A 20,614-nucleotide genomic window follows, 5' to 3' on the forward strand; every position below is an offset into this window, starting at 1 on the left:
AGCCTTTCTGCGCAGTTAATCTGTTTTGTAAAATTCTTTTCGCACCTCTACAAGCAGCCTATTCAACCTCTCCAGATCAGGTTCTTCCGGCAAGGCAGATGTTTCGTACAGCGCATCCATTCCGGCAATGCGTTCCTCGGCAATAGCCAGCAGCTCGGCATACTCAAACGCTCCAGATTTTATCTGTAGCAGGAAGTCCCGGTTAGGGCGCCGCACGATGATCTGGCCCTGCGAAGCGATCTCTTCCGCCATGTCGAGCAGGCGGAAGGTGTGCATCAGGTTCTTGGCATCGTAGTTCTTGCCGTGTGAGAGCGTGTTCTCATACCGCGTCTGGCTGCGCTTCTCCACCCACTCCCAATATTCCTTGTATTCCTTGCAGTAGGTAGAGTAGGCGTTTTTATTGAAGGCCATCACCGCTATAGGGGGCAGCCCTTTAGGTATGGAACTCAGTGATACGTCATTTGCCTTCTCACTCCGCACGATCCCCTTAAGGGGCGTGTCCGGGGCATGAAACAGCGCGTACAGATCCAGCATGTGCGGAATCCTAGCCAGGCCACAGGCTTCCTGCTGTAGCCCTTGTTGCTGCAGGAACTCCCGAACCGGTACCGATCCTTGCCCCTGCGCGACATAGCAGAAATCCAGCACATCCCTTCGCTCAGGCTCCACCGGGTTCACGATCTTCTTGTTAAGCCCTCGCGCCTTCTTCACCTGCGTAAGCGCATAGCCTGCAAAAGTGTTCCTGCAGAGCCTGGAGAGGAAGACTTCCGGTCTGAACCTCTCGTAGAGCGGGTGCCGGTAGAGCACGCAGTCTTTGGGCATGGCCAGGAGCTCGAGCATGTTGGGGTTGTTTTTCGCCAGCAGCTCCACAAAGCGCTTTAGCTCATAATAGACGATGTCGTTGCTCTCGTTGCTGATCTGCTCCACGTAGTCCAGCCCAAAGAACTCCTCCTCCGGCAGCACAAACACGCCCCTGATGTCCGTGTCGGAAGTAGGTGTGCTCAGGCCGTAGGCCCTGCTGCCGCTGATGCACTCCAGCAGCAGCAGGTTCTTCTCCTTCAGGTCTTCTATGGTTAGTGCCATGGTTTGTCTATTGTTTCTCTAAAGAGAGTATTCAGCGGCGCTGTCTCGCCCTGCTGTTTCTCCAGTTCATTAGCTTTGCTCTCGCAGAAGTCCAGCACACTTTTCAGGTACGCCTCCAGCGCCGTCTCCTTGGGGTGCAGGTATCTCTCGTCTACTTTTGCCTTCAGTTCCAGCAGGCTGCCGATGGTAGCCAGTGTTTGCTCATCCTTTACCAGCACCAGCAGTTCCTGGAAGCGTAGCGGTGGAATACTTTTTCTCTCTACTATCCAAAGGCTGGCAAGTGCCGTGCGCATCAGGTAAAAATAGCTTTTAAGTTTCACCTCATCTGCCGGCTCGCATACTTTGTAGTAGTTATGGGCCATGCCCAAGTAGTGGTGAAGCCCGGCACGGCAGGAAAAATAATCTGGTAACAGGACACTAAGTTGCTGCCGGAAATCTGTCCGCTCCAGGTAGATGATGGGGGACTGCAGGCGCTCAAACATAGCGGCATTGGATTTCCGCAGCAGGCGCAGGCCCTTGCGGATATCCCAGCCCACCAAATCCAGGTCACCGTTCAGGTATTCGATGGTATCCCGGCTTTCATCTATGGAAAGATACCAGTCCTTCGGGTGACGGTAGATAAAGCGCACATCGTAATCGCTGTCCGGGGAGGGAAAGCCCCAGGCGCGGCTGCCCGTCTCACAGGCAAGCAGGATGCTCACGTTGTATTGCCGCTCCACATCTCTTAGCTTCTGGTGTATCAGTTCTTGCATGGCCCTGTTAGTTTAAGCGTCAAAGCTAAGGGTGCACTGCGCAGTGTTTTTGCGCAGCAGAAATTATTTTCTATATTTAAAAAAATATATTCTTATGCCCGTTAACCGCAACGCCCTTGTCCGCTACCGCACCCTTGATAACTGCCTTCGAAACAGGTACAGGAAATGGACGCTGGAGGATCTTATCGATGCCTGCTCCGATGCTTTGTACGAGTACGAAGGCATAGACAAGGGCGTGAGCCGCCGCACCGTGCAGATGGACCTGCAGCTCATGCGTAGCGACAAGCTAGGGTACAACGCCCCAATTGTGGTCATCGACAAGAAATACTATAGCTACGAAGACCCGGATTATTCCATAACTAATATACCGCTTACGGAGCAGGACCTGGGCAAGCTGACAGAGGTAGCAGGTATTCTGCGGCAGTTCAAGGGCTTTACGCACTTCCATGAGCTGAATGGTATGGTGCAACGCTTGGAGGACAGGATTCACACGGCCAAGACCAAGCAGTTATCAGTTATTGATCTGGAAAAGAATGATCACCTGAAGGGATTGGAGCACCTTGACGCGCTTTACCAAGCTATTATCAGGAGGCGGCCCGTGCTGATGTCCTACCAGTCTTTCAAGGCGCGGGAGGCGCAGGACTTTGTCTTTCACCCATACCTGCTAAAAGAGTACCGCAACCGCTGGTTCGTGTTGGGTATCAAAAAGAGAAGCTTGCCTGTGCTGGTGTTGGCGCTGGATCGAGTAATGAATCTTGAGGAGTCACACGAGCCATTCCTGGAGAATGAGACCTTGAATCTGGGAGACTATTTTAAGCATGTAATCGGTGTTTCGGTGAACCCTCATGAGGGACCGGAAGAGGTGGAGCTCTACATCAATAGGGAGAACGCGCCTTACGTGCTCACTAAGCCCATGCACCATTCACAGCAATTGGTGGAGCGAACCAGCAGCGGCATCATCATTCGGCTGCACGTCCAGCTCAACTTCGAGCTGGAGCGGGAGATCCTTGGCTTTGGCGACTGCATTAAAGTACTAAAGCCGCACAGGCTAAAGCGAAGGATCCATGAGAAGATGTGCCATGCGGCCGAACAGTATGAGAAGGAGCTGAATCTGACGGAACTCAGCCACAGCATCACAAAAGTACAGCGCCGGGGCTATGCCGTGTTGGAAAACATCTACACCAGCAAGGAAGTGGGAAAGATTCTCTCCACCATTAGCAGGGCGACTGAGAACGAGGAGCGCTTCCGCAGAACCGATGATCTGTTCGCCATTCGGGGGCTGCTGAAGGAAATCCCGAATTTGAAGCAGCACATCTTCAACGATAATCTGTGCAAGCTCATCCGGGAGGGTTTCGAAGAAGACTACTTCCTGACCAAGGCCATTTTCTTTGACAAACCGCCGAAGTCGAACTGGTACGTGACCTGGCATCAGGATGTACCCATCAATGTAGTGGAGAAAAAGGAGGTAGATGGTTTCAGCGGCTGGACAAACAAGGCAGGGCTGGTGAGCGTGCGGCCGCCGGTGGAATACCTGCAGAGCGCCTTCACGGTGCGCATCCATCTGGATGACACGGACGAGCAGAATGGGGCTCTGAAAGTGATGCCTAGAACACATTTTAATATCCTTTCAGATGCTGAGATAGCTGAGATAAGAGATTCTGCAGAAAGTAAGTGCTGCAAGGTGCAGAAGGGCGGTGTCCACCTCATGAAACCCCTTACGATGCATGCCTCATCCAAAACTGAAAATAATAAGCACCGCCGGGTAATTCATCTGGAATTTAACAACAAGGAACTGCCTGGAGAACTGGAGTGGCTGGAGCGAGAGAATATATAGTTGACGCGCATTATTGTTTGTAGGGTTTAATAGAAGTCATCATACTTCTATAATGACTTGATTATTTGTTATACAAACCTTGTTAGCCATAAAACCAATAATAATAGACGCATCATTTATTATAAGATGTACATTACCTTCTTTATCAAAATAATATTGTGCCCCTACTTCTAACTGGTTACCTTGAACATGTACTTGTGGAGGCTCCTTAGAGTGATACCTTTCAAATGCCCCCTTCCGCGCTATTGGAATATTTAGTCCCTGCTCCCTTAATGATCTTTTATGATTGTGTACTGAACTTATAGCTATTTTAAAAAAGTTTGCAATGTCTTTTGGAAGAACTCCTCTCATAACAAGCTCTTTTAGCTTTATCACTTCTTCTTTATTAAGCCTTCTATAACTCATAGTTTTTGGGTGCTTATAATGAATGTTAATTAAATTAAGGTGATAATTAAATCAAGGCTATACCAGCCCCATGGCAATTCTTTAACATATATTCCTTAGTTAGATTAAGTGAACACAAAGCTAATAATGGTCATTTGGCAGCATCATAAATTATTAGCTTTTCAAAAGTCTAGGGCTCGAAAATTCAAGAAGGTTAAACCTTTGAAGTTTAAACCTTCTTAGTTTGATGCAACTACAAATTTTAAGATCATTTAAATCGATCAAGCACTTCTAACCCGAGCTGCATATAATCTTTGGCCCCAGTAGATGCGGGGGCATAATCAATGACACTCAAGTTACATGTAGCGGCCTCTACAACTTCTATGTTTGTACGGATCGTAGTGGAGAAAATTTTATTGGACGGATCATCACGAACTACTTCATATATATGACGGTGAAGATTACTACACTGCTTTTCATTAAACCGTGTTATTACCACACCGCCATTTTTTAACCCTGTCTCGCTGCTTATAAACTTTATGTATTTATTTAACCTGTCCATACTTTTATAAGCATATACCTCAGGCTGTTGAACTATCATGTAGTAATCCGCAGCATATAAGGCATTATCAGCAAGCAGATTTAAAATAGGAGAAGTATTAATTAGTATGTAGTCATAACATCGTGCATGAGCCTTGAGTGCGTAATTAAGAACATGTTCTCTGTTCTTTCCATTAGAAATCAACTCAAGAGCATTAAACATTTCACTACCTCCTGAAGGCAAAATATCCAATCCGTCTTTTACGGTTGTGACAATATCTTCAAATCTCGACCTCTTAGTTAGCAGATCGGCTGTATTAGTACTAGAGTCGATATTAAAATGTAACGTCATATTCGCCTCCCAACACATGTCGACAAGCAATACTTTATTTCCTTGTTTACTTATAGCGGCACCAAGATTGAGCGTTGTAGTGGTTCTTCCTACACCACTTTTACTACTAATGATACAAACAATTTTACTCATACAGGAATTATAAGATTTATACTATATCACATTTGCCAGGTCTACAAATCCTGCACAACCTCTACAAAAAATCATATTTTAATAAATCAATTTAGTATTGTTTAATTTTAAATGCAAGACTTTTTGAAGTATAGATTTCAGCATTGCTTATTTTCTCGCACCAATAAGTATAAAAACCTCTAAAAACAGATTTTGCACCATAAACATGACTGAATAGTCTATCGAAAAATAACTGAATGCGAACAACGAAAATCATTACAGGAGGTGGGCAAGGCTCGTTCTAATGAATTAAAACTACTGAGGATAGTCTTAGAACTACGGAAGCTCTACAAAAGCTCTACAATTTTTGAATGTTTGCCGGATAAGGTATTGATGTACGTTATGCACAATATAGAGCGTATTACCCCTCCTTTCTCTAGAACAAGTGACGGAGATAAAGGTTTCTTTAAATAGCAGTAGATGCTGAACCGGCAGCACCTGAACACCCAGATTTAAAACTTATTTAATTTTTTTATTCTCCGCCAGTTTTAAAACTGAGGAGCTGACAAGGGGGGGTAGGGTAATTACAATTTAATATGGGGGGAGGGTTGATGAGGTACCTGTCTCGTGATTGAATACAGATGTCTAATACTTGAATGTAGAGTTGCCGTTAGCCATCTAATACATATTACAGTTAACTGAAAACCACAAGTACATGATTGATCATGACAGACTGCCATTATGATTACCTGCTCTCTTAGATGCTCTCTTAGAGTTTTCCTCACCTTAGGGGTGTAAAAATTTCTTCTAATGTATTCTGATGAGCTCCTCCCATTTTTAGGACATGTGAAAAGTAGAGAATTCGGGTTTTACTATATTATATTCTACCCACTCCTCCGGTGTTCTGTCACCTAATGAACTATGAGGACGGAAGCCATTATATTCCTGCCGCCATGCTTCTATCTTCTCCCTTGCATCTTCCAGACTAAGGAACCAGTTCACGTTTAGGCACTCATCCCGGAAACTACCATTGAAGGATTCGATAAAGGCGTTATCTGTGGGTTTCCCGGGCCTGGAGAAGTCCAGCGTCACCGTGTTGTCATATGCCCATTTATCCAGTGCCCTGGAGATAAACTCACTCCCGTTATCCACCTGTATACGCTTGGGCACAGCACTGTATTCCTGTTTTAATTTTTCCAAAGCGGCTACCACATCTTCTCCCTTCAGGGACTGCCCCACCAAAATACCCGGGCACTGGCGGCTATAATTATCCACTATAGTTAAGCAGCGGAATTTTCTGCCGTCGAAGAGCTGATCGGCCACAAAATCCATACTCCAGCACTCTTGGTGAGTAGAGAGTTCTGGGCGCCCCAGCCGGTGTGCGGCGGCCTTGTTTCTTTTCGGGCGCTTTGCCCTCAGGTTCAGCCCCTCTTCCTTGTAGAGGCGGTACATGCGCTTATGGTTGTCTCTCCAGCCTTCCCGCCGGAGCAGGATAAAGATACGCTAGAAGCCGTAGCGGACCCGCACCTGGGCGATCTCCTGCATCCGCTTCCGGATCACCGAACTGTCTCTGGCTCTGGAGCGGTAATACCAGCCGGAGCATTGGCATAGCACCACCTTACAAGCCCTGGTGATGGAAACTCGGTAGTCTTGCTGTAGCTCTGAGACCAGCCGCTTTGACTGGGCTAGTCTCAGAGCTTTTTTCGCAGCACATCCTGTAGCATCTGCTTGTCTAGGCTCAGGTCTGCCTCCAACTGCTTTAACTGACGGTTCTCCTCCTCTAACTGCCGGAGCTTCCTGAGTTCCGACACTCCTAAACCACCGTACTTTTTCTTCCAATTGTAGAAGGTGGCATCCGAGATGCCCATCTTGCGGCACACCTCCTCCACTTTGACACCTGTCTCTGCCTGCTTGAGGGCGAAGATGATCTGCGCCTCGGTAAACTTTGATTTCTTCATGGCAATTCGTTTTTAAACTATACGATATTGCCCGTTTTCTCTACTTTACAACGGTCCGGTTTTTCGGGGGGAGGTCAGTTCCTCTGCCCCTTGAACCAGTTGCTATTTGTAGGCAGAGATCTGTGAAGAGGTAACGCCATACTTTGAGCTGAACTGGCTTAAAATCTTGTTCTCTTTGACTGCCGCCAGAGAGATCTTCTGCTTGGTGCTGTGCTTCTTGTAATATGTCATGATGCTAATTTTAGGTAGTTGAGTTTAGCATCCTAATCTTACCGGGTTTTACAGTCTAGTTTTTGGGGCACTATACTATTAACATTTTAATTAAGTATTAAACAAAATTAGATGCGGGTTATGGTACCAAACAAGGTCATTATCCTCAATTATGAGATAAAATGATATTTGTTCGAGCCACGGTAGCAGGAATTTTTCAATTACAACTTGTGCTGCATTACCGGTCTCATGGTGACTTGTCATTGTCTCATGGTTTAGGTGAAACTCTGTCGCCTTGTTATGTACAATAGAGTTTCTGAAAGCATACACCAATTTTTGAAAAATTTCGGTTAATTTGTCAGCGGTCACAGCTGTGTAAGAAAAGGCATTTTTGTTGATTTGCAGTAAGTCAAACAGCCGGTTAATATGACTGACGTCAGCAATTAGGACAGGATGTAAAGCCTGCCATTCAACGAACATTTTATTGATAAAGCTGATACCCGGCTCAATCTCCAAAATCATCACTGTCTTTAGAAGAGCTTTCAGCGCCTCAGCTTCACTTTGCTCAACACTGCGATAAAGATTACGAAAGTCACGAATAGAAAACGGCCGGTTATTCCTTCTGCGTTCAAGTTCTACAATAGGTTTGCGGAACATGAAATGTTCTATTAAATGGTAAATCCTCAGGTATTTATCAAGTATGTCCTGTTGACTGTTATACTCGCTTAAAATCATCAGCGAATCTGAAAATTGCTGAAATTCTTTATCAGACAAAATACGGCGCGCAGCACTTACTGTTGGTACGCCCGAATAAGATACAGGTTGGTGTATAAGGTATCCTGCCTTCACGAGGTGCAATGCCGCACAGGAATAGATGGCATCGCTGTGCCCTTTCTGAGCAAATCTTATAAGAGCATATTGCCCAGCTATCAGTGGGAATGCAGGACGGCCAAGTTGGATCAGTAAATGCAGCCGCAATTCGACGCTAAATGGATTATTGTCTAAAAAGTCCTGCAATTCCTGCAAGTCGGAGAGGTTAATCAGAACAAGTGAATTTTCAGTAGAAGTACCATCTTCAAACAAAAAATTTGAAGGCTTCATCATGCGTGTTATAGGCTCAAGGCAAAATAGATTTTCATCAACCTGTACCGACAGATTGAACGGGTTGCCGCTTCCAGATACTTCCTGCTCAATCACGTTAATAATTTTAATCATCAACAGGGTTTCAGTAATCCGGCCAGCAGGATAGTCTGGAAACTCTGTTGCCAATTCAGTCAAAGCAATGGAAAGTGGCTGAAAATCATTATGAATAACGTTATCGTCCCTTGACTGGATAACAGCCGCCTGATTGTTGGCTACGATTTCAGCCAGTTCGAACAGCCTGTTCATTTTTGCCTGCGTCGAAAAACTGTCGTAATAAGACTGAAAGCCGGCATAAGCAATGGTATAATCTGCAAGTCGTTGCAGCAGATTGGTATAGATTATATTTAACCTGCTTACCATTGTTCCTTTTTGAAATAAGCAAGCCAATCTGCCGCTGTAGTTATATCATTGAGAATGTCGTTGGTCGCTAGGAAAACAGCACGCTTATTTACCGAACCGATGTTAATCTTAGCAAGGTCCATTGAGTTGCGAACAATTTCGAATGTATCGAGGCGCAGAACATCCGGATGATCACCTATTTTTTTTTCAAGAATTTGCAGCGATTCAACCGATGAAATTTCGTGCTCCTGTGCATACTTACCGCAGGCGGCAAACAGACCCGTAAGTGATGTTTCACGGCCCAACCACTTCACTGCAGCCCCGTCATACCTAGCGGTAAGTTTTTTATCCAGACCCATCAGCGTACCAATAAACTGATAGAAGAAATTATAATTAATTAAATGGTCAAAGATAGAATCATCGAAATCCTCCGCCTGAGTTTTTTGAATCAGGTTTACATTATTCGTTATTGGCTTTCCGGCATTGAAGGACAAAATAGCCGTTATCAGGTGCGAAAAATGGAATTGCCCAGGAATGCGGTTCTTTGAGTAGGTGATTGAAGGAACCTCTTTTTCCCGAATTACTGTGAATCCTTTGAATCCGAGCTGCTTGAACAGCGGAAGCATATTGCTAAACAACAATTCAAGCTGATGTTGATTCTTTACAGCTTTGTGACCAGCATTTAGAATAAGCATTTTATTAACTTCCTCACGGGGTTCCAGACCGACCCAGAGCTCAAACCATTGCCGACGGTCATACAATTTATTAAGGGATTCTGAGACGGAAACTTCCTGTCTTTTCACATATGCCAGTAATTTTTCTAGTATAAGTACCGAACTATTAATTAAGGCTAGCTTCACATTAAATTGCCTAGAAAGCTGTAACCTTCCCACATCTGTTATGTCAGGATTGACTGCAAGTTCATCTGCTGCCAAAGCAATAGTATCATAAATTACTTTAAGCCTGTAAGTTCTTTGTAAACCATCTAATACTTTAAATGCACCTAAATCTATGATTTTATTGATGGGCTTCAGGTCGCTATTTTCCGCTACAAGCACCATGAGCGGTATGTGACGATTATCTATGATGGTCTGAATAAGATTATCGAGGTAAGTATTGTTTACAATTTCCCGCTGGACTTCATAGTTCATGTAGTTATCAGGAAGATTTTTAATATAATCGGATAGTTTGATACTCACCAGATAACAGTACGAGCTACCTTCAGTTATCACATCTTTAACTTCAGCCTTCATTACCAAATTTCAATTCTTAGTAGATTTTAAAAAGTACCTAATCGCTAAACACATTTATTTGTTTCAGGCCGCAGTCATAATATCCAACTGGTGCATAGTTGGCGCTTTACCAGCAGTGAGCATCTTCCCTATTTCATCATATACAGAATAATACTTTAAACCTTTGAGTTTTGCTACCTCACGCTGCTTTTGAAACTCGGATAAAATATCCAGTGATTCGGAAACACATTGATTATACAGGCTAGTAACCTTATCAAATGCGTTTAGCCAGCGCTCCTGTGTTTCATCTATACAACTATTCAATACTTCAGGCCAAGCAGCACGTACTTTATGGATAAGCTCACGTTCAAATTCTACATACTCAGCTGTGATATCCAGTTTTGCGACAATGCAATGGATAAGGTGATCGACCTTCTGCCGTTGACCTGGGGGTAACCAGTTAGCCAATGCTGAGCCAAGCTTTCTGTAAAAGTTGGCCGATCTTGAATAGATCTGAATGTTATCGCTGAGCAAAGCAAAATCTACTTCTTTAATTTTTGCCTTTCTCGCTACCCGTTCTTTACTTCCAGCTCCATCTTTTGACACCGTATATTTTGTCAAAATTGTTTTAGCGGTTGGTGAGTTCATGAATGCCCTCAATTCGGGGCTCCCAGAAATGTTATCCCATAAGTCTTTCCTTTTTGAATATTCAGCAGGATCATCGCTCTGAGCATACTTTTTTATAAGGGCATTCATTGTTACCATAAGCTCACGAGAAAAATTAGCAAAGTCGTCCTCAAGACCTTCACGCTGCCAGATTCTTGCCAAGTCAAAAGGCTTGCCGCCGCGGAGCCCGTCAGTTGCTCCATACAATACTGAAAGCGCATAAGGAACAACGGCAGATCGTATCTGACCTAATGAATTTTTGCCTTGCCCATAGATATTTTCAAAAGACTTGAACAATATTACCCGGGCAATCAGCATTTCAAAAAAATTACGGTCTATTTCCGGCTTAATTTTAGTTTCCTCTCCTGATATCGTATTAATAAAATAACGGAAGACTTTGTCGCCACCTTTCTTTACGACATATGGCTGATCTCCCCAAGCAGTGAAATACTTACCTAATTGTTCTTTACTAAACCGCATATCCTTCGGATATTCTCGCTCGAGTCGTCCTCGGTTGTTACCGGCAATACGCAGCCGGGTGTTAAAATCGCCTTTTGCTTTTTCGAAGAACCAACGTTTACCTGATGGCGTGATCACACTGTCGGACAAGGCCTTTATACGGGTAAGTTGAGGGTTCCTGGAGTCAAGATCTACTGAAGATACTTTCGATTGCGAATTAGAAAACTTACTGATGTTTGATATCAGTTCGTCAAGCTTTTCCTCTGTAACATTCTTTGCCACATTAATTTTGGCCATCACCCTTACTTTATCAACCGGATAGCCATCCTTCTTGGTGAAAAAAATACTTGCAGTGGTCTGGCCCCCATTAACGATCTGGAAATCACGAAGTGTCTGTATATATGTACGGCCATCTTCCTCTACGCTTTCCATTCCGGTTGCAGTAACCGTAATGCCGTTGTTGAAAGCAATAAACTTTTCAGGACTTTTCCGGATCGTATCCCTGATACCGGCATTCGCACCCTTAAACTGAAGAAAAGACCTGACGTTCTTTTCAAGCAGTCTTGAGCTGTAGCGTTTGTATAGGTCTGCCAGAACAAATGCAGGTAACACGCAAAGATAGGATTCAAAATTTTCTTCGCTCGCCGCCTGTATTGCTTCAATCCTGTAATTGAAAGTTTTCTCAAAATCAATGACCAATGGTTCGCGGCTTCCTTGAGAAATGACCACATTGTACATAAAATTGAGATCAATGAGATTTTTGAGAATAAGCACTTCCTTACTTTTCCGTTCACGGCCACGGCTGAAGGTTACCGACAGTTTCTCGTCCTCAAATTCGAGTCTTTTAGGTTGCGGTAAACTCCCGCGTGTTTCTACGGTTGCAGTTGCTGAAATCAGGAAAACCTCGATCACATCATATTGCTCGGCACCACAAGCAGAAGCAAGCTGGGTAGCCAGTGCTCGAACCGGACTAGATAACTGCAGTTCTTCGGTCAGATGACCCTTTATCGCTTTTGAAACAAATCGCACTGCGCGCCGGAACTGGTTCTCGTAATGGGATTTCAGCGATATCTTGAGACTATCGTCTGTAACCCGTAAGTCTATTGATGTTTCATCTACTAGGAAAAGCTGCAGACGCTCCCCTGACTCATTAACCAAATACCCGTTTATTTTCAGGTTCTCTGCAGGATATACGTAATAAGCGTCATTGCATTCCTCTGAATCAATTAAGCGCGCGTCAGCCATCAGTGGTAACACCTCGGAAAGTAACAGGCTCTGTTGTACAAACCCATCCGAATTTGTGGATTCTGACAACAGCTCTTTGCGATAAATTAGAAACTCATCAATTTCCATTACAACTCCTTTACTTGAATGATGAAATCAGTTAGCGATGCCAAGCGAAGTCGGTATGATACCTGATAGATCGGCGCTGGAAGTTCAGAATTTATAAGAACCGGAAATGCAGATTGCAAGCAATCATAAATGATAATCCGGCGGGCTTTGAACCTTAAATTATCATATTCAAAAAGATTATGGTATGTCAACCCTTTTTGAAAAAGCGCCCTGAGTAGCAATGAAGTATCACCAAGCAAATTGTCGATTATATGACGAAGCTCATTGACTAAAATTCGCAGTGATATTCCATCGGCTAGATCCAGTTCCAGTTCGACAACGGCCAGATGAAGCTCTTTGTCTGGCTCAGGCTGCAGCTGAAACTCACTAGAGATGTGGATGTCGGAATTACCATCGGTTGTCTTTACTTCAGTGTCTATGCGATCAGAGATAAAGTCCCGAGCTTGGTCATAAGGCCCCCGCCATGATGACAAAACATTATTAACTGTGGCATAACTTGCTTGAGTAAGCATGTCTCTTAATACAAGCAGTTCTCCAATTAACCCACGCAAGACATTAGTCTGCATTCTGCCAGTCTGACTGTCAATAAAGAATCCACTCCATTTGTTGAAGATCCGGATCATATTGGTGATGTAATCACTTGGTTGGGACAACCCCGATATATTCCGATAAATGGAAAGTATCAAATCGTCGAACAAATCATTATAGTTGGCATCTAATAGTTGAATGATAATATAGCCAGTTTCTGGATACCAAAAAAGGGAAAGATTATCTTTAACGACTTCCGGCCAATTTCCAGAAAACCCTTTCGGCAACTCTAAAATAAGGCAGCGTTGAAGATTAGAACTCAGCCCCACATTCAGTTCCGGTATGCAAATACTGTCTACTCTTTTAAACTCAAATTCAGATTGGCCGCTATGATTCAGTCCGATCCAAAGCTTTTCAAGTCGTGCGTTGGTCATAGCTATTCCAGAACTGTTTCGTAATCTTCATAAGTATCATCATCAGGTGAGGACGGTTCTGGTTCTATATGGTATTTGCTTTGAAGATAGGTGCCGCCAACGTTTCCTTTAATAGGTGGAATACCAATGGCATAACCTATCAATGGCGTTTTGGTGCCAACTCTGTCACGCACTTCCAAGAGCTCCTCGATATCCTTGTTATCGTACCTAAAGACTTCAGCAGGATCGATCAGATAAATCATGAGAACAGCCTGACGTTCATTCATTTTTTGCCGGAATGCCTTTTCAGGAATATTTTTCCGATTTACCGCTTTTTGCAACTGATCCTTAGTCCATTCAGGATTTTCAAGTTTCAGCGAGTCATAAAGATTATCGCGCCATGCTTTTTTTGCTCTTTCTTCTTCTTCATCAGAGAGCGCAACAGCCATGTCATTAGATCCGGTTACAATATTGGCTGAACTCCCCCCTGCTCTGAAAATATTTTCATTTTTGATGTAGTCGAGCCAGCGGCTAGGTTGACCCGGATTGGGTCCGCTACGCTGGGTTAGCTGAATATCTTCAAGGAAACCGGTTTCATCTTTTTTAAGAATTGTACCACTAGCTCCCTTAAGTTTAACGCCTATAGTCCAGTCCGTGAGTTTACCGTGTTGGTTTGCTAACTTAATAAAGGCAATCAAATCAGCAAAATAAGTCTCATCTGGTTTTTTGCTATCGTTCAAAAAAGTATTCGGCAGATTCAGGATGTTTATTAAGTCTTCCGTTGTGGCATCTTTAATTATCATATAACCTTTCTTGTCAACGGTAAACTTCTCATTGTGTGCAATTATATGTTCACGAAAGGCATCCCAAGACGACTTCAAACGAATAGCATCAAGGCTGAACCAAGTAGTTTGTTCTAACTGATCAGAATATGACCAGTTCACTTCCTTAGCATTTTTTAGAATAGCTGGACGGGTGATTTTAAGCGTACCTGGATGTTTTAAAACCAACAGTGCATATTTAGAAGGTGTGTTTTCTGGATCACGATTCATATCGATGAATTTTTGTTCCAAATCTTCCATCGTAAAAGTAGTCTGGTCGAATTTCTCCAGCGAATCGGATGTAGAGAAGAGTTTGCAGCAATCAAGATAACCTGGACGATAACCAAACCAGCGGCCCATCTGAAGAAGCGTATCAGCAAAATTGGTATTACGGATGAAGTAATTAATCGTCAGTCCCTCCAGCGTAAAACCCCTTGATAGGCGGTTACCGCCAACAGCGATATATTTTTTTTCTATATTATCAGGATAGTCGAGCTTATCTTGAGTTTCACTGTTGATTGCTTTTACTTCCACGCCAGTAACAGCGGTCATTAGTAGGGGTTTAATCTCCTTAAAGGTTTTAGGAACAAGAAAGGGGTCATCATATCCTTCAGGCAGATAACCTTTTATATTTTCCATTATATAGGCATAATAATTATACCATATACGTTCAAAGATACCATAAACGGACTTTTTATCGGACGGCAAATCTGAGTTGAGATTCTCTGTCAGTTCATTAACAAAGTCCTGCACCAGCTTTTTAGTTCTGGTTTGCCAGTCTGTAAACCTGGAAATATGGATCAGCATCGTATTGTGCGGCTGATAGGCAGCTGCTTCGACCATATCAGGTTTACGGCTAATGCGGATTGCAGTAGAAACAAAGAAGCACATTATAGCATCTTTCAGCGAATCAGGCAGAACTGCTGGAAAAGGATCAGATTTTGTCGTGGCCCGAGTTTCTTTGCTGCGCACCGAGGTCGGTTGGCCTGGTTGCCCGGAGTGTGCGTCATACTTCCAAACCCGCTCAGGAAAGGACATCATGTAGTCTCTAACCGGTGGTGAGATAAGTGGCTCAATTTTGCGGATTTCTTCCAGTCGGGTTCTGAAGAAATGTTTTGGTCCCAGGTAATTTGGTGGTGGGAATAGCAACTCGATAAAATCATCTGGAAACAGACTCTTTTCCAGATCGAATTCTGTGGTAACTGTTTCGCCATTAACCTTTTCGTCAATGGTCCATTTTGTGTCCGGTGCATCGTTACGATCTTGAAGGACGTTTCCGAATGGTGTAGCAGTGTATCCAAGATATGTCTTCCTGTTAAACAAGGCAAGTAGGGCCCTGATGTGTCCATTAATGACAGAAGCATATTCCTTGCCTTTCTCCCCTAGGTTATTCAGTGAAGCATTATCTGCTTCATCATCTATGATCAGGAAAGGAATGTTAATTTTGTCTTTATTTTTATTAAGGTAACTGTGTAGCCAAAGGAGTAAATTTTTTAATACACTGGTATTCTTTTTACATATCAGGATATTTTTGTTGTTCAGTGAGAAATCTGCTTCTTTTATTGTCTTGCTGAAATCCGTATCCGGTGATGTAGGAACGATTATTTGTTTTACTTCCGGATATGCACCGAGAGAGCCAAATGATGACACCTCGCCAACACCAATAAAACTCCCTGCCCTGTATTTCCCTTCAACTTCTTTTTCAATACGTTTTTGCGTCTGGCTGCGCAGGTCTTCCATAATTCCCGATAACACAATAATTAGATCGTAGCCGGCATCAATAGAACTATTGATCACAGCGTTGAAATTTGCAGTCTTGCCTGATTGAACACTACCGACCACAAGTCCCCTCACAAAGAAAGGTTCATCTGAAGCTGGATCACCCATTTTTTTCACAATTTCCAGACTTGATCTTTCCGTTTCCTTTATATATGCTTTTGGACGGCTCATTTTCTTTAGATAACCAATGTATCGCGCACGGTAAGTAACCAGTTCGTCGTTGTCCCATTTAAGTGCAGCCATTCTTTCAGGCGTGAGCCAGGTGCGCGTTCTCGCTTCTTTACTAATAAGAGATACACTTGGTGTCATACCAAGTGTATGTGCGAGTCGGGTTTCCTTTAACGCCACATCATATAACTCATCAAATTTATCATCGCTTGGAACAGGAATACCCATGGTAGCCAATGTGGCCATATTTGATTTAATCTCATCACGCAACCCGGAAGCCTCAAAAAAATCTCGGGTAATAGCCCCATTATTTACCTTGTAGCTTTCAGCCTTACCATTGACAAGCAGCTTCATATGGTCAATAAAATCCCTGTTATTCTTCGCCATTATTAGAGTTTTAAGAGGTTTAGTATTTCGGTCGGAAGAGAACTGAGCGTAAAGCCTAATCCGGGAAGTATTTCTTTTTTTATCTGTTCTGAATTGATACCGGAAGCCTTAAGTTCTTCAATAAACAGTCTAATATCGCTGTTGCTTACAATAGGACCCGATACATTGTTCGCATTAAATGCAACATCCTGATGGGACTGTCTGATGTTGTTAACCGCTGTATTAATCATGCGCATGATGAGCCGAAATTGTGTTTGCTGTTGCGTATTCAGAGAAGACAATAAGTTATTAATAAGTGTAAAGTCAGCATTCAGTTCAAGTAAAACGCCTTTACTAGATGACCTGCGCTGGAATAGCTGAACTTTGTCTTTCTTGCCGTAGCCAGAGAAATTGCGGACGCCGCGGTTGTAAAATTCTCTTGCTGCTTCTGTTTTAAGTTCGGTAATATAGTTTTCAAATGCACCTTTAAGGTCATGCGGAATTACAATCTGAGATTTTGCCACATTCAAATGAAGCAGATGATCAACACTGTTTCCTACCTCAACGCGTAATCGAGCCAGTTGAAGACGAGGTGCTTTTCGTATTAGTCCGTTCCAGCCACCAAAAAGGATTACCCTGTCTGCACGATATAGGTAAATACCTTCCATATCCATAAGACCAAGATTTTTTGTCGTCCAAATATTGAGGTTGTTTTGACTTTCATCGATACTCCGTGCAGGTAATATAAAACCTTCCATTTTAATTGTATCACTACGAAAGTTCTTCTGCCGGAATTCCATGGGCCGGAAATCCTTTTCGGCTGCGGGGAATGGATTGAAAGGAGTTATCAAACTGTTGTTAATACGGATACGAAGTGGATTACTGGTACGCTCCATGAATCGGTGAAAAACAAGAGCTAGATATTCACTTGTTACTTCAGTAATTTCTTTTTTGAGCGCCCTCTGACGGTTGTCGCACTCAAGGTAACTTTCAAACTTAAATAATCCGTGCCAAACTATAAGTGTATTTGGTTGAAAGTCTTCGAAGCGGTTGAGGTGAGCTTCGGAAAGACGCTGCCATGAAGCCAGCATCACCGAAACTTCCTCTTCGGTATTTACAATAAGCTTCCAACCTTCCTTTTTAAGATATTCTACATCCCATGTTCTACCGAAGTAATCACTTGTGCCTTTTTTCCTAGAGATAACGGAAAACTTTCGAGTTTGGGAAAATGATGCGGTTTTCATACCGAGGCCGAAACGCCCAAGATCAATTCGCTCCCGGTTACTTTCTGGTGAACTGCTTGGGAACTGCATGTTCTGACGGAGTTCATTTTCATCCATGCCCAAACCATTATCTGCGAGGAACAATGTAAATGGTTCTTTATCCATTCGTATCATTACTTCAATACTATTAGCACCTGCTGATACCGAGTTATCCATCAGATCTGCCAAAGCAGTTTCAAGGCTATACCCTTGTTCAGCAATTGACTTAATCAGGTATTCTGGGTTAGGTTCAGCAGATTCAATTCGCAGGTTAGGTTTGGTCATAAATAGAAAGAATCAAACACGAAGGTCTTCGTGAATATGAGCTAATGCTCTTTCAAAAACTTTATTAACTATTCCAGCAATTTGCCAAGCGAGTAAGGGCGGAACTGCATTACCGACCTGATGAAATTGTGATGTTTTTGGTCCACAGAAGAAGTAATTATCAGGAAATGTCTGCAGACGGGCTGCTTCACGCACTGTCAAGCTACGGCATTGCGCAGGATCAGGATGTATATAATAGTGCCCATCTTTAGATATATGGCTGGTAATTGTTTTGGACGCTTTTTCAGCCAGTTGCACACGGAAACGATCGGCAAACTTTTGCTCTTCAACGCCTTGCTTCACATTGCCATGTGCAGGAAGTAACTTTACAGGAAAATCACACAGCTTTGGTGATATACCCTTTACTTTGCCAAACGTAGATGCAAAAAGATAACGGTGAAGATCACTTTGCATGTGAGTGCGTGATGCATGATTTAGTACGCCACCAATCCGATTATCCAAATACCATTTTTCTTGGTAATTAACCGCAGTCTCTTTAAATGGCAGAAAATCTCCTCCGGTTCCTGATGCAGGCTCAGCAATTTCTTTAAAATTGGAGCGGATGTGGTTGATTACTGCTGCATCTGCACCGTCAAGAGAACCGTTAGACAGTATGTCATTTAAAGCCGCCACCCAAGAAGTGAAATCATCTTTAGACTTCGAAAGACCACTTCGTAGCGACGGCAACCCTGTAAGAACGTCAGCCACAGGAATCTCTGGCCTAGGTGGAATGACTCCTGGCGGAATATCGATATCACTTCTTATACCGAGCAAAATTACACGGTGCCGAGTTTGAGGCACACCATGGTTTTCAGCTTTGATAATGAACTTCTTGTGCTTGTACTCAGGATTGCCATATAAGTCAATTCGATCCGGAGGATTAACTAACGAATAAATCCTGTAACTTGGGTACTGTATGGTTGCTGTATCATTTTCACTCTCAGATAGGTAAGAAGATGCAGGGTCAGAGAGATCGTTAAGTATTTTCGTAAATACTTGGTTCTCGGAAGTTTCAGCAGATAAAATTCCTTTAACATTCTCCATCACAAATATCGCCGGACTATGCACAGCAAGAATTCGTAAGTATTGTTTATAAAGCCCTACTCGTTTATCAGTCTGTTCATTTAAGATTTTCTCCTGTCTTCTAGATCTGCCAGCAATCGAATATGCTTGACATGGCGGCCCCCCTATAAGGACCCAATTTCTTTCACCATTCAAAACAGTTCTGATACGTTCGTCAACCTCAGAATCGGAAATGGCGTTCATATCTTGCTCATCCGGATCACCAAGGGTTCCGCACCATGCTTCAGCTGCTGAATGCTCTGCTTGTTCAGGCCACCTCCGATAAAGTTCATCAATACTAATGTTACCCCTAACAAATTTGTAGTAATCTTCTGGTACCTCACTATGAGGAAACTGTCTGAAAAAGCTTCGGAGGCGAAGCGTTTGGTGTGCAAGCGGATCTTTTTCAATAGACAAAGCAATCCTAAAAGGATGCTCATTTTCTTCATTGATAAATGCGGAAAATCCTTCCCCTAGTCCACCCGGGCCCGCAAAAATATCAACTATTGGTATTACCATTTTTTAATGTATCTAAAATAAATTGTAAGGTCTCGTCTCTGCTTTTTGGTTTAAGCTCGCATTCAAATATCGTCAAAACTTTCCAGCCTGCTTGGTGATTTTTCAAATAATTTATCTTATCCAATTCTTTATTTCTTTCGATTTTTCGCATCCACCATTCCGTCCTTGTTTTAGGAATTACAAAATAACGGCATCCAGTATGGCCATGCCAGAAACAGCCATGTACATTTATTATGGTTTTATATTTTGGAAGGACAATATCCGGCTTCCCGAAAAGTTTTTTATCATGTAAACGATATCTGAACCCTTTAGAAAAAAGAAATTTTCTTAGCAGAATTTCGGGTTTAGTGTCTTTGCCCTTGATCCTGCTCATATTATAGCTGCGAGTTTCTTTAGAGTGGACGTCTGACATAAGGCATTTAGATTGTTATAATCAATTAAACGTAACTATATGATTTATACGTCTTACATCTTAATATTAAGTCGTATCTAACTCGCAGGACGCGTTGAAGTTGCAACAAACACAGATTCTAAAGAGTGTGGTTATCGCTCCAGAGGTTTATACAAGTCACATACGATCCGCCCTACACCCGCATGTACATCTCCCCGATGATCTCTATATATTGGGCTACGCATCCAAAAAGGGATCCCACCTGTAGGCTAGCGTCGAAATACTGGTAATAGTTAATGGTGTCGTTGAGCAAATAGACAGTATGAATCTTCCGTCTTCCAGCATACAAATAATTCCAGAAGAGGTGAGAACAGCTCTCCACACCTGCCAGACCTAGGCAACTGGCTCTTTCTACATGAGCGCTCCTTACAAGCTATTTCTGTCTAGACCACCTGTAAAGGCTTGGTACTGGGCAGCCAATTATTTATTTTGGTCCACATCTGATAAGTTTAAACGTTTATAATTTCCTGTAGACTTAATCTAGATCCCCTTTTACCCTAACCACCTA

At 43.1% G+C, this 20,614-nt stretch carries 14 protein-coding genes and 1 pseudogene; 1 reads left to right on the forward strand and 14 read right to left on the reverse strand.

Features of this window, described 5'->3' with window-relative positions:
* Positions 1–15 precede the first annotated feature (15 nt).
* Positions 16–1,080 carry a nucleotidyltransferase domain-containing protein gene (locus FJM74_RS06350; RefSeq protein ID WP_187261737.1) on the reverse strand — a complete coding sequence of 355 codons (1,065 nt, stop codon included), beginning with the start codon at positions 1,078–1,080 and terminating at the stop codon, positions 16–18.
* A complete protein-coding gene (locus FJM74_RS06355) occupies positions 1,071–1,832 on the reverse strand; it encodes a nucleotidyltransferase domain-containing protein (protein WP_187261738.1) in 762 nt (253 codons plus the stop codon). Before FJM74_RS06355 ends, FJM74_RS06350 begins: the two co-directional genes overlap by 10 nt.
* A gap of 94 nt (positions 1,833–1,926) precedes the next feature.
* Between FJM74_RS06355 and FJM74_RS06360 the strand changes: the two genes are divergently transcribed.
* Positions 1,927–3,666: a phytanoyl-CoA dioxygenase family protein gene (locus tag FJM74_RS06360; RefSeq protein ID WP_187261739.1), complete on the forward strand. Its 1,740-nt coding sequence runs from the start codon at positions 1,927–1,929 to the stop codon at positions 3,664–3,666.
* A 39-nt stretch (positions 3,667–3,705) separates the two neighbouring features.
* Here the strand turns inward: FJM74_RS06360 and FJM74_RS06365 are convergent, their stop codons facing one another.
* From FJM74_RS06365 to FJM74_RS06415, 12 genes and pseudogenes are all read right to left on the reverse strand, one after another.
* Positions 3,706–4,071, reverse strand: a complete 366-nt coding sequence (locus tag FJM74_RS06365) for a hypothetical protein (protein ID WP_187261740.1) — start codon at positions 4,069–4,071, stop codon at positions 3,706–3,708.
* A gap of 247 nt (positions 4,072–4,318) precedes the next feature.
* Positions 4,319–5,074 carry a ParA family protein gene (locus FJM74_RS06370; RefSeq protein WP_187261741.1) on the reverse strand — a complete coding sequence of 252 codons (756 nt, stop codon included), beginning with the start codon at positions 5,072–5,074 and terminating at the stop codon, positions 4,319–4,321.
* A gap of 816 nt (positions 5,075–5,890) precedes the next feature.
* A pseudogene (locus FJM74_RS06375) lies at positions 5,891–7,011 on the reverse strand (IS3 family transposase).
* 102 nt (positions 7,012–7,113) lie between these two features.
* Entirely contained in the window at positions 7,114–7,242 is a 129-nt protein-coding gene (locus FJM74_RS22520; RefSeq protein ID WP_262890426.1) for a hypothetical protein, read from the reverse strand.
* Between the two features lie 90 nt (positions 7,243–7,332).
* A complete protein-coding gene (locus tag FJM74_RS06380) occupies positions 7,333–8,724 on the reverse strand; it encodes a hypothetical protein (RefSeq protein ID WP_187261742.1) in 1,392 nt (463 codons plus the stop codon).
* A complete protein-coding gene (locus FJM74_RS06385) occupies positions 8,718–9,956 on the reverse strand; it encodes a hypothetical protein (RefSeq protein WP_187261743.1) in 1,239 nt (412 codons plus the stop codon). The genes FJM74_RS06380 and FJM74_RS06385 overlap by 7 nt, the downstream gene beginning before the upstream one ends.
* 63 nt (positions 9,957–10,019) lie before the next feature.
* Positions 10,020–12,413: an AIPR family protein gene (locus FJM74_RS06390; protein ID WP_187261744.1), complete on the reverse strand. Its 2,394-nt coding sequence runs from the start codon at positions 12,411–12,413 to the stop codon at positions 10,020–10,022.
* Positions 12,413–13,375: a PD-(D/E)XK motif protein gene (locus FJM74_RS06395; protein WP_187261745.1), complete on the reverse strand. Its 963-nt coding sequence runs from the start codon at positions 13,373–13,375 to the stop codon at positions 12,413–12,415. Before FJM74_RS06395 ends, FJM74_RS06390 begins: the two co-directional genes overlap by 1 nt.
* 2 nt (positions 13,376–13,377) lie before the next feature.
* A complete protein-coding gene (locus tag FJM74_RS06400; RefSeq protein ID WP_187261746.1) occupies positions 13,378–16,509 on the reverse strand; it encodes a Z1 domain-containing protein in 3,132 nt (1,043 codons plus the stop codon).
* Between the two features lie 2 nt (positions 16,510–16,511).
* A complete protein-coding gene (locus FJM74_RS06405) occupies positions 16,512–18,035 on the reverse strand; it encodes an ATP-binding protein (protein WP_187261747.1) in 1,524 nt (507 codons plus the stop codon).
* 12 nt (positions 18,036–18,047) lie between these two features.
* Positions 18,048–19,655, reverse strand: a complete 1,608-nt coding sequence (locus FJM74_RS06410; RefSeq protein WP_187261748.1) for a DNA cytosine methyltransferase — start codon at positions 19,653–19,655, stop codon at positions 18,048–18,050.
* The gene (locus tag FJM74_RS06415; protein WP_187261749.1) at positions 19,636–20,067 is read right to left on the reverse strand and encodes a very short patch repair endonuclease; all 432 of its coding nucleotides are present in this window, start codon (positions 20,065–20,067) and stop codon (positions 19,636–19,638) included. The genes FJM74_RS06410 and FJM74_RS06415 overlap by 20 nt, the downstream gene beginning before the upstream one ends.
* Positions 20,068–20,614: the final 547 nt, after the last annotated feature.

Origin of the sequence: Pontibacter beigongshangensis (assembly GCF_014332515.1) — a bacterium.
Taxonomy (GTDB): Bacteria; Bacteroidota; Bacteroidia; order Cytophagales; family Hymenobacteraceae; genus Pontibacter; species Pontibacter beigongshangensis.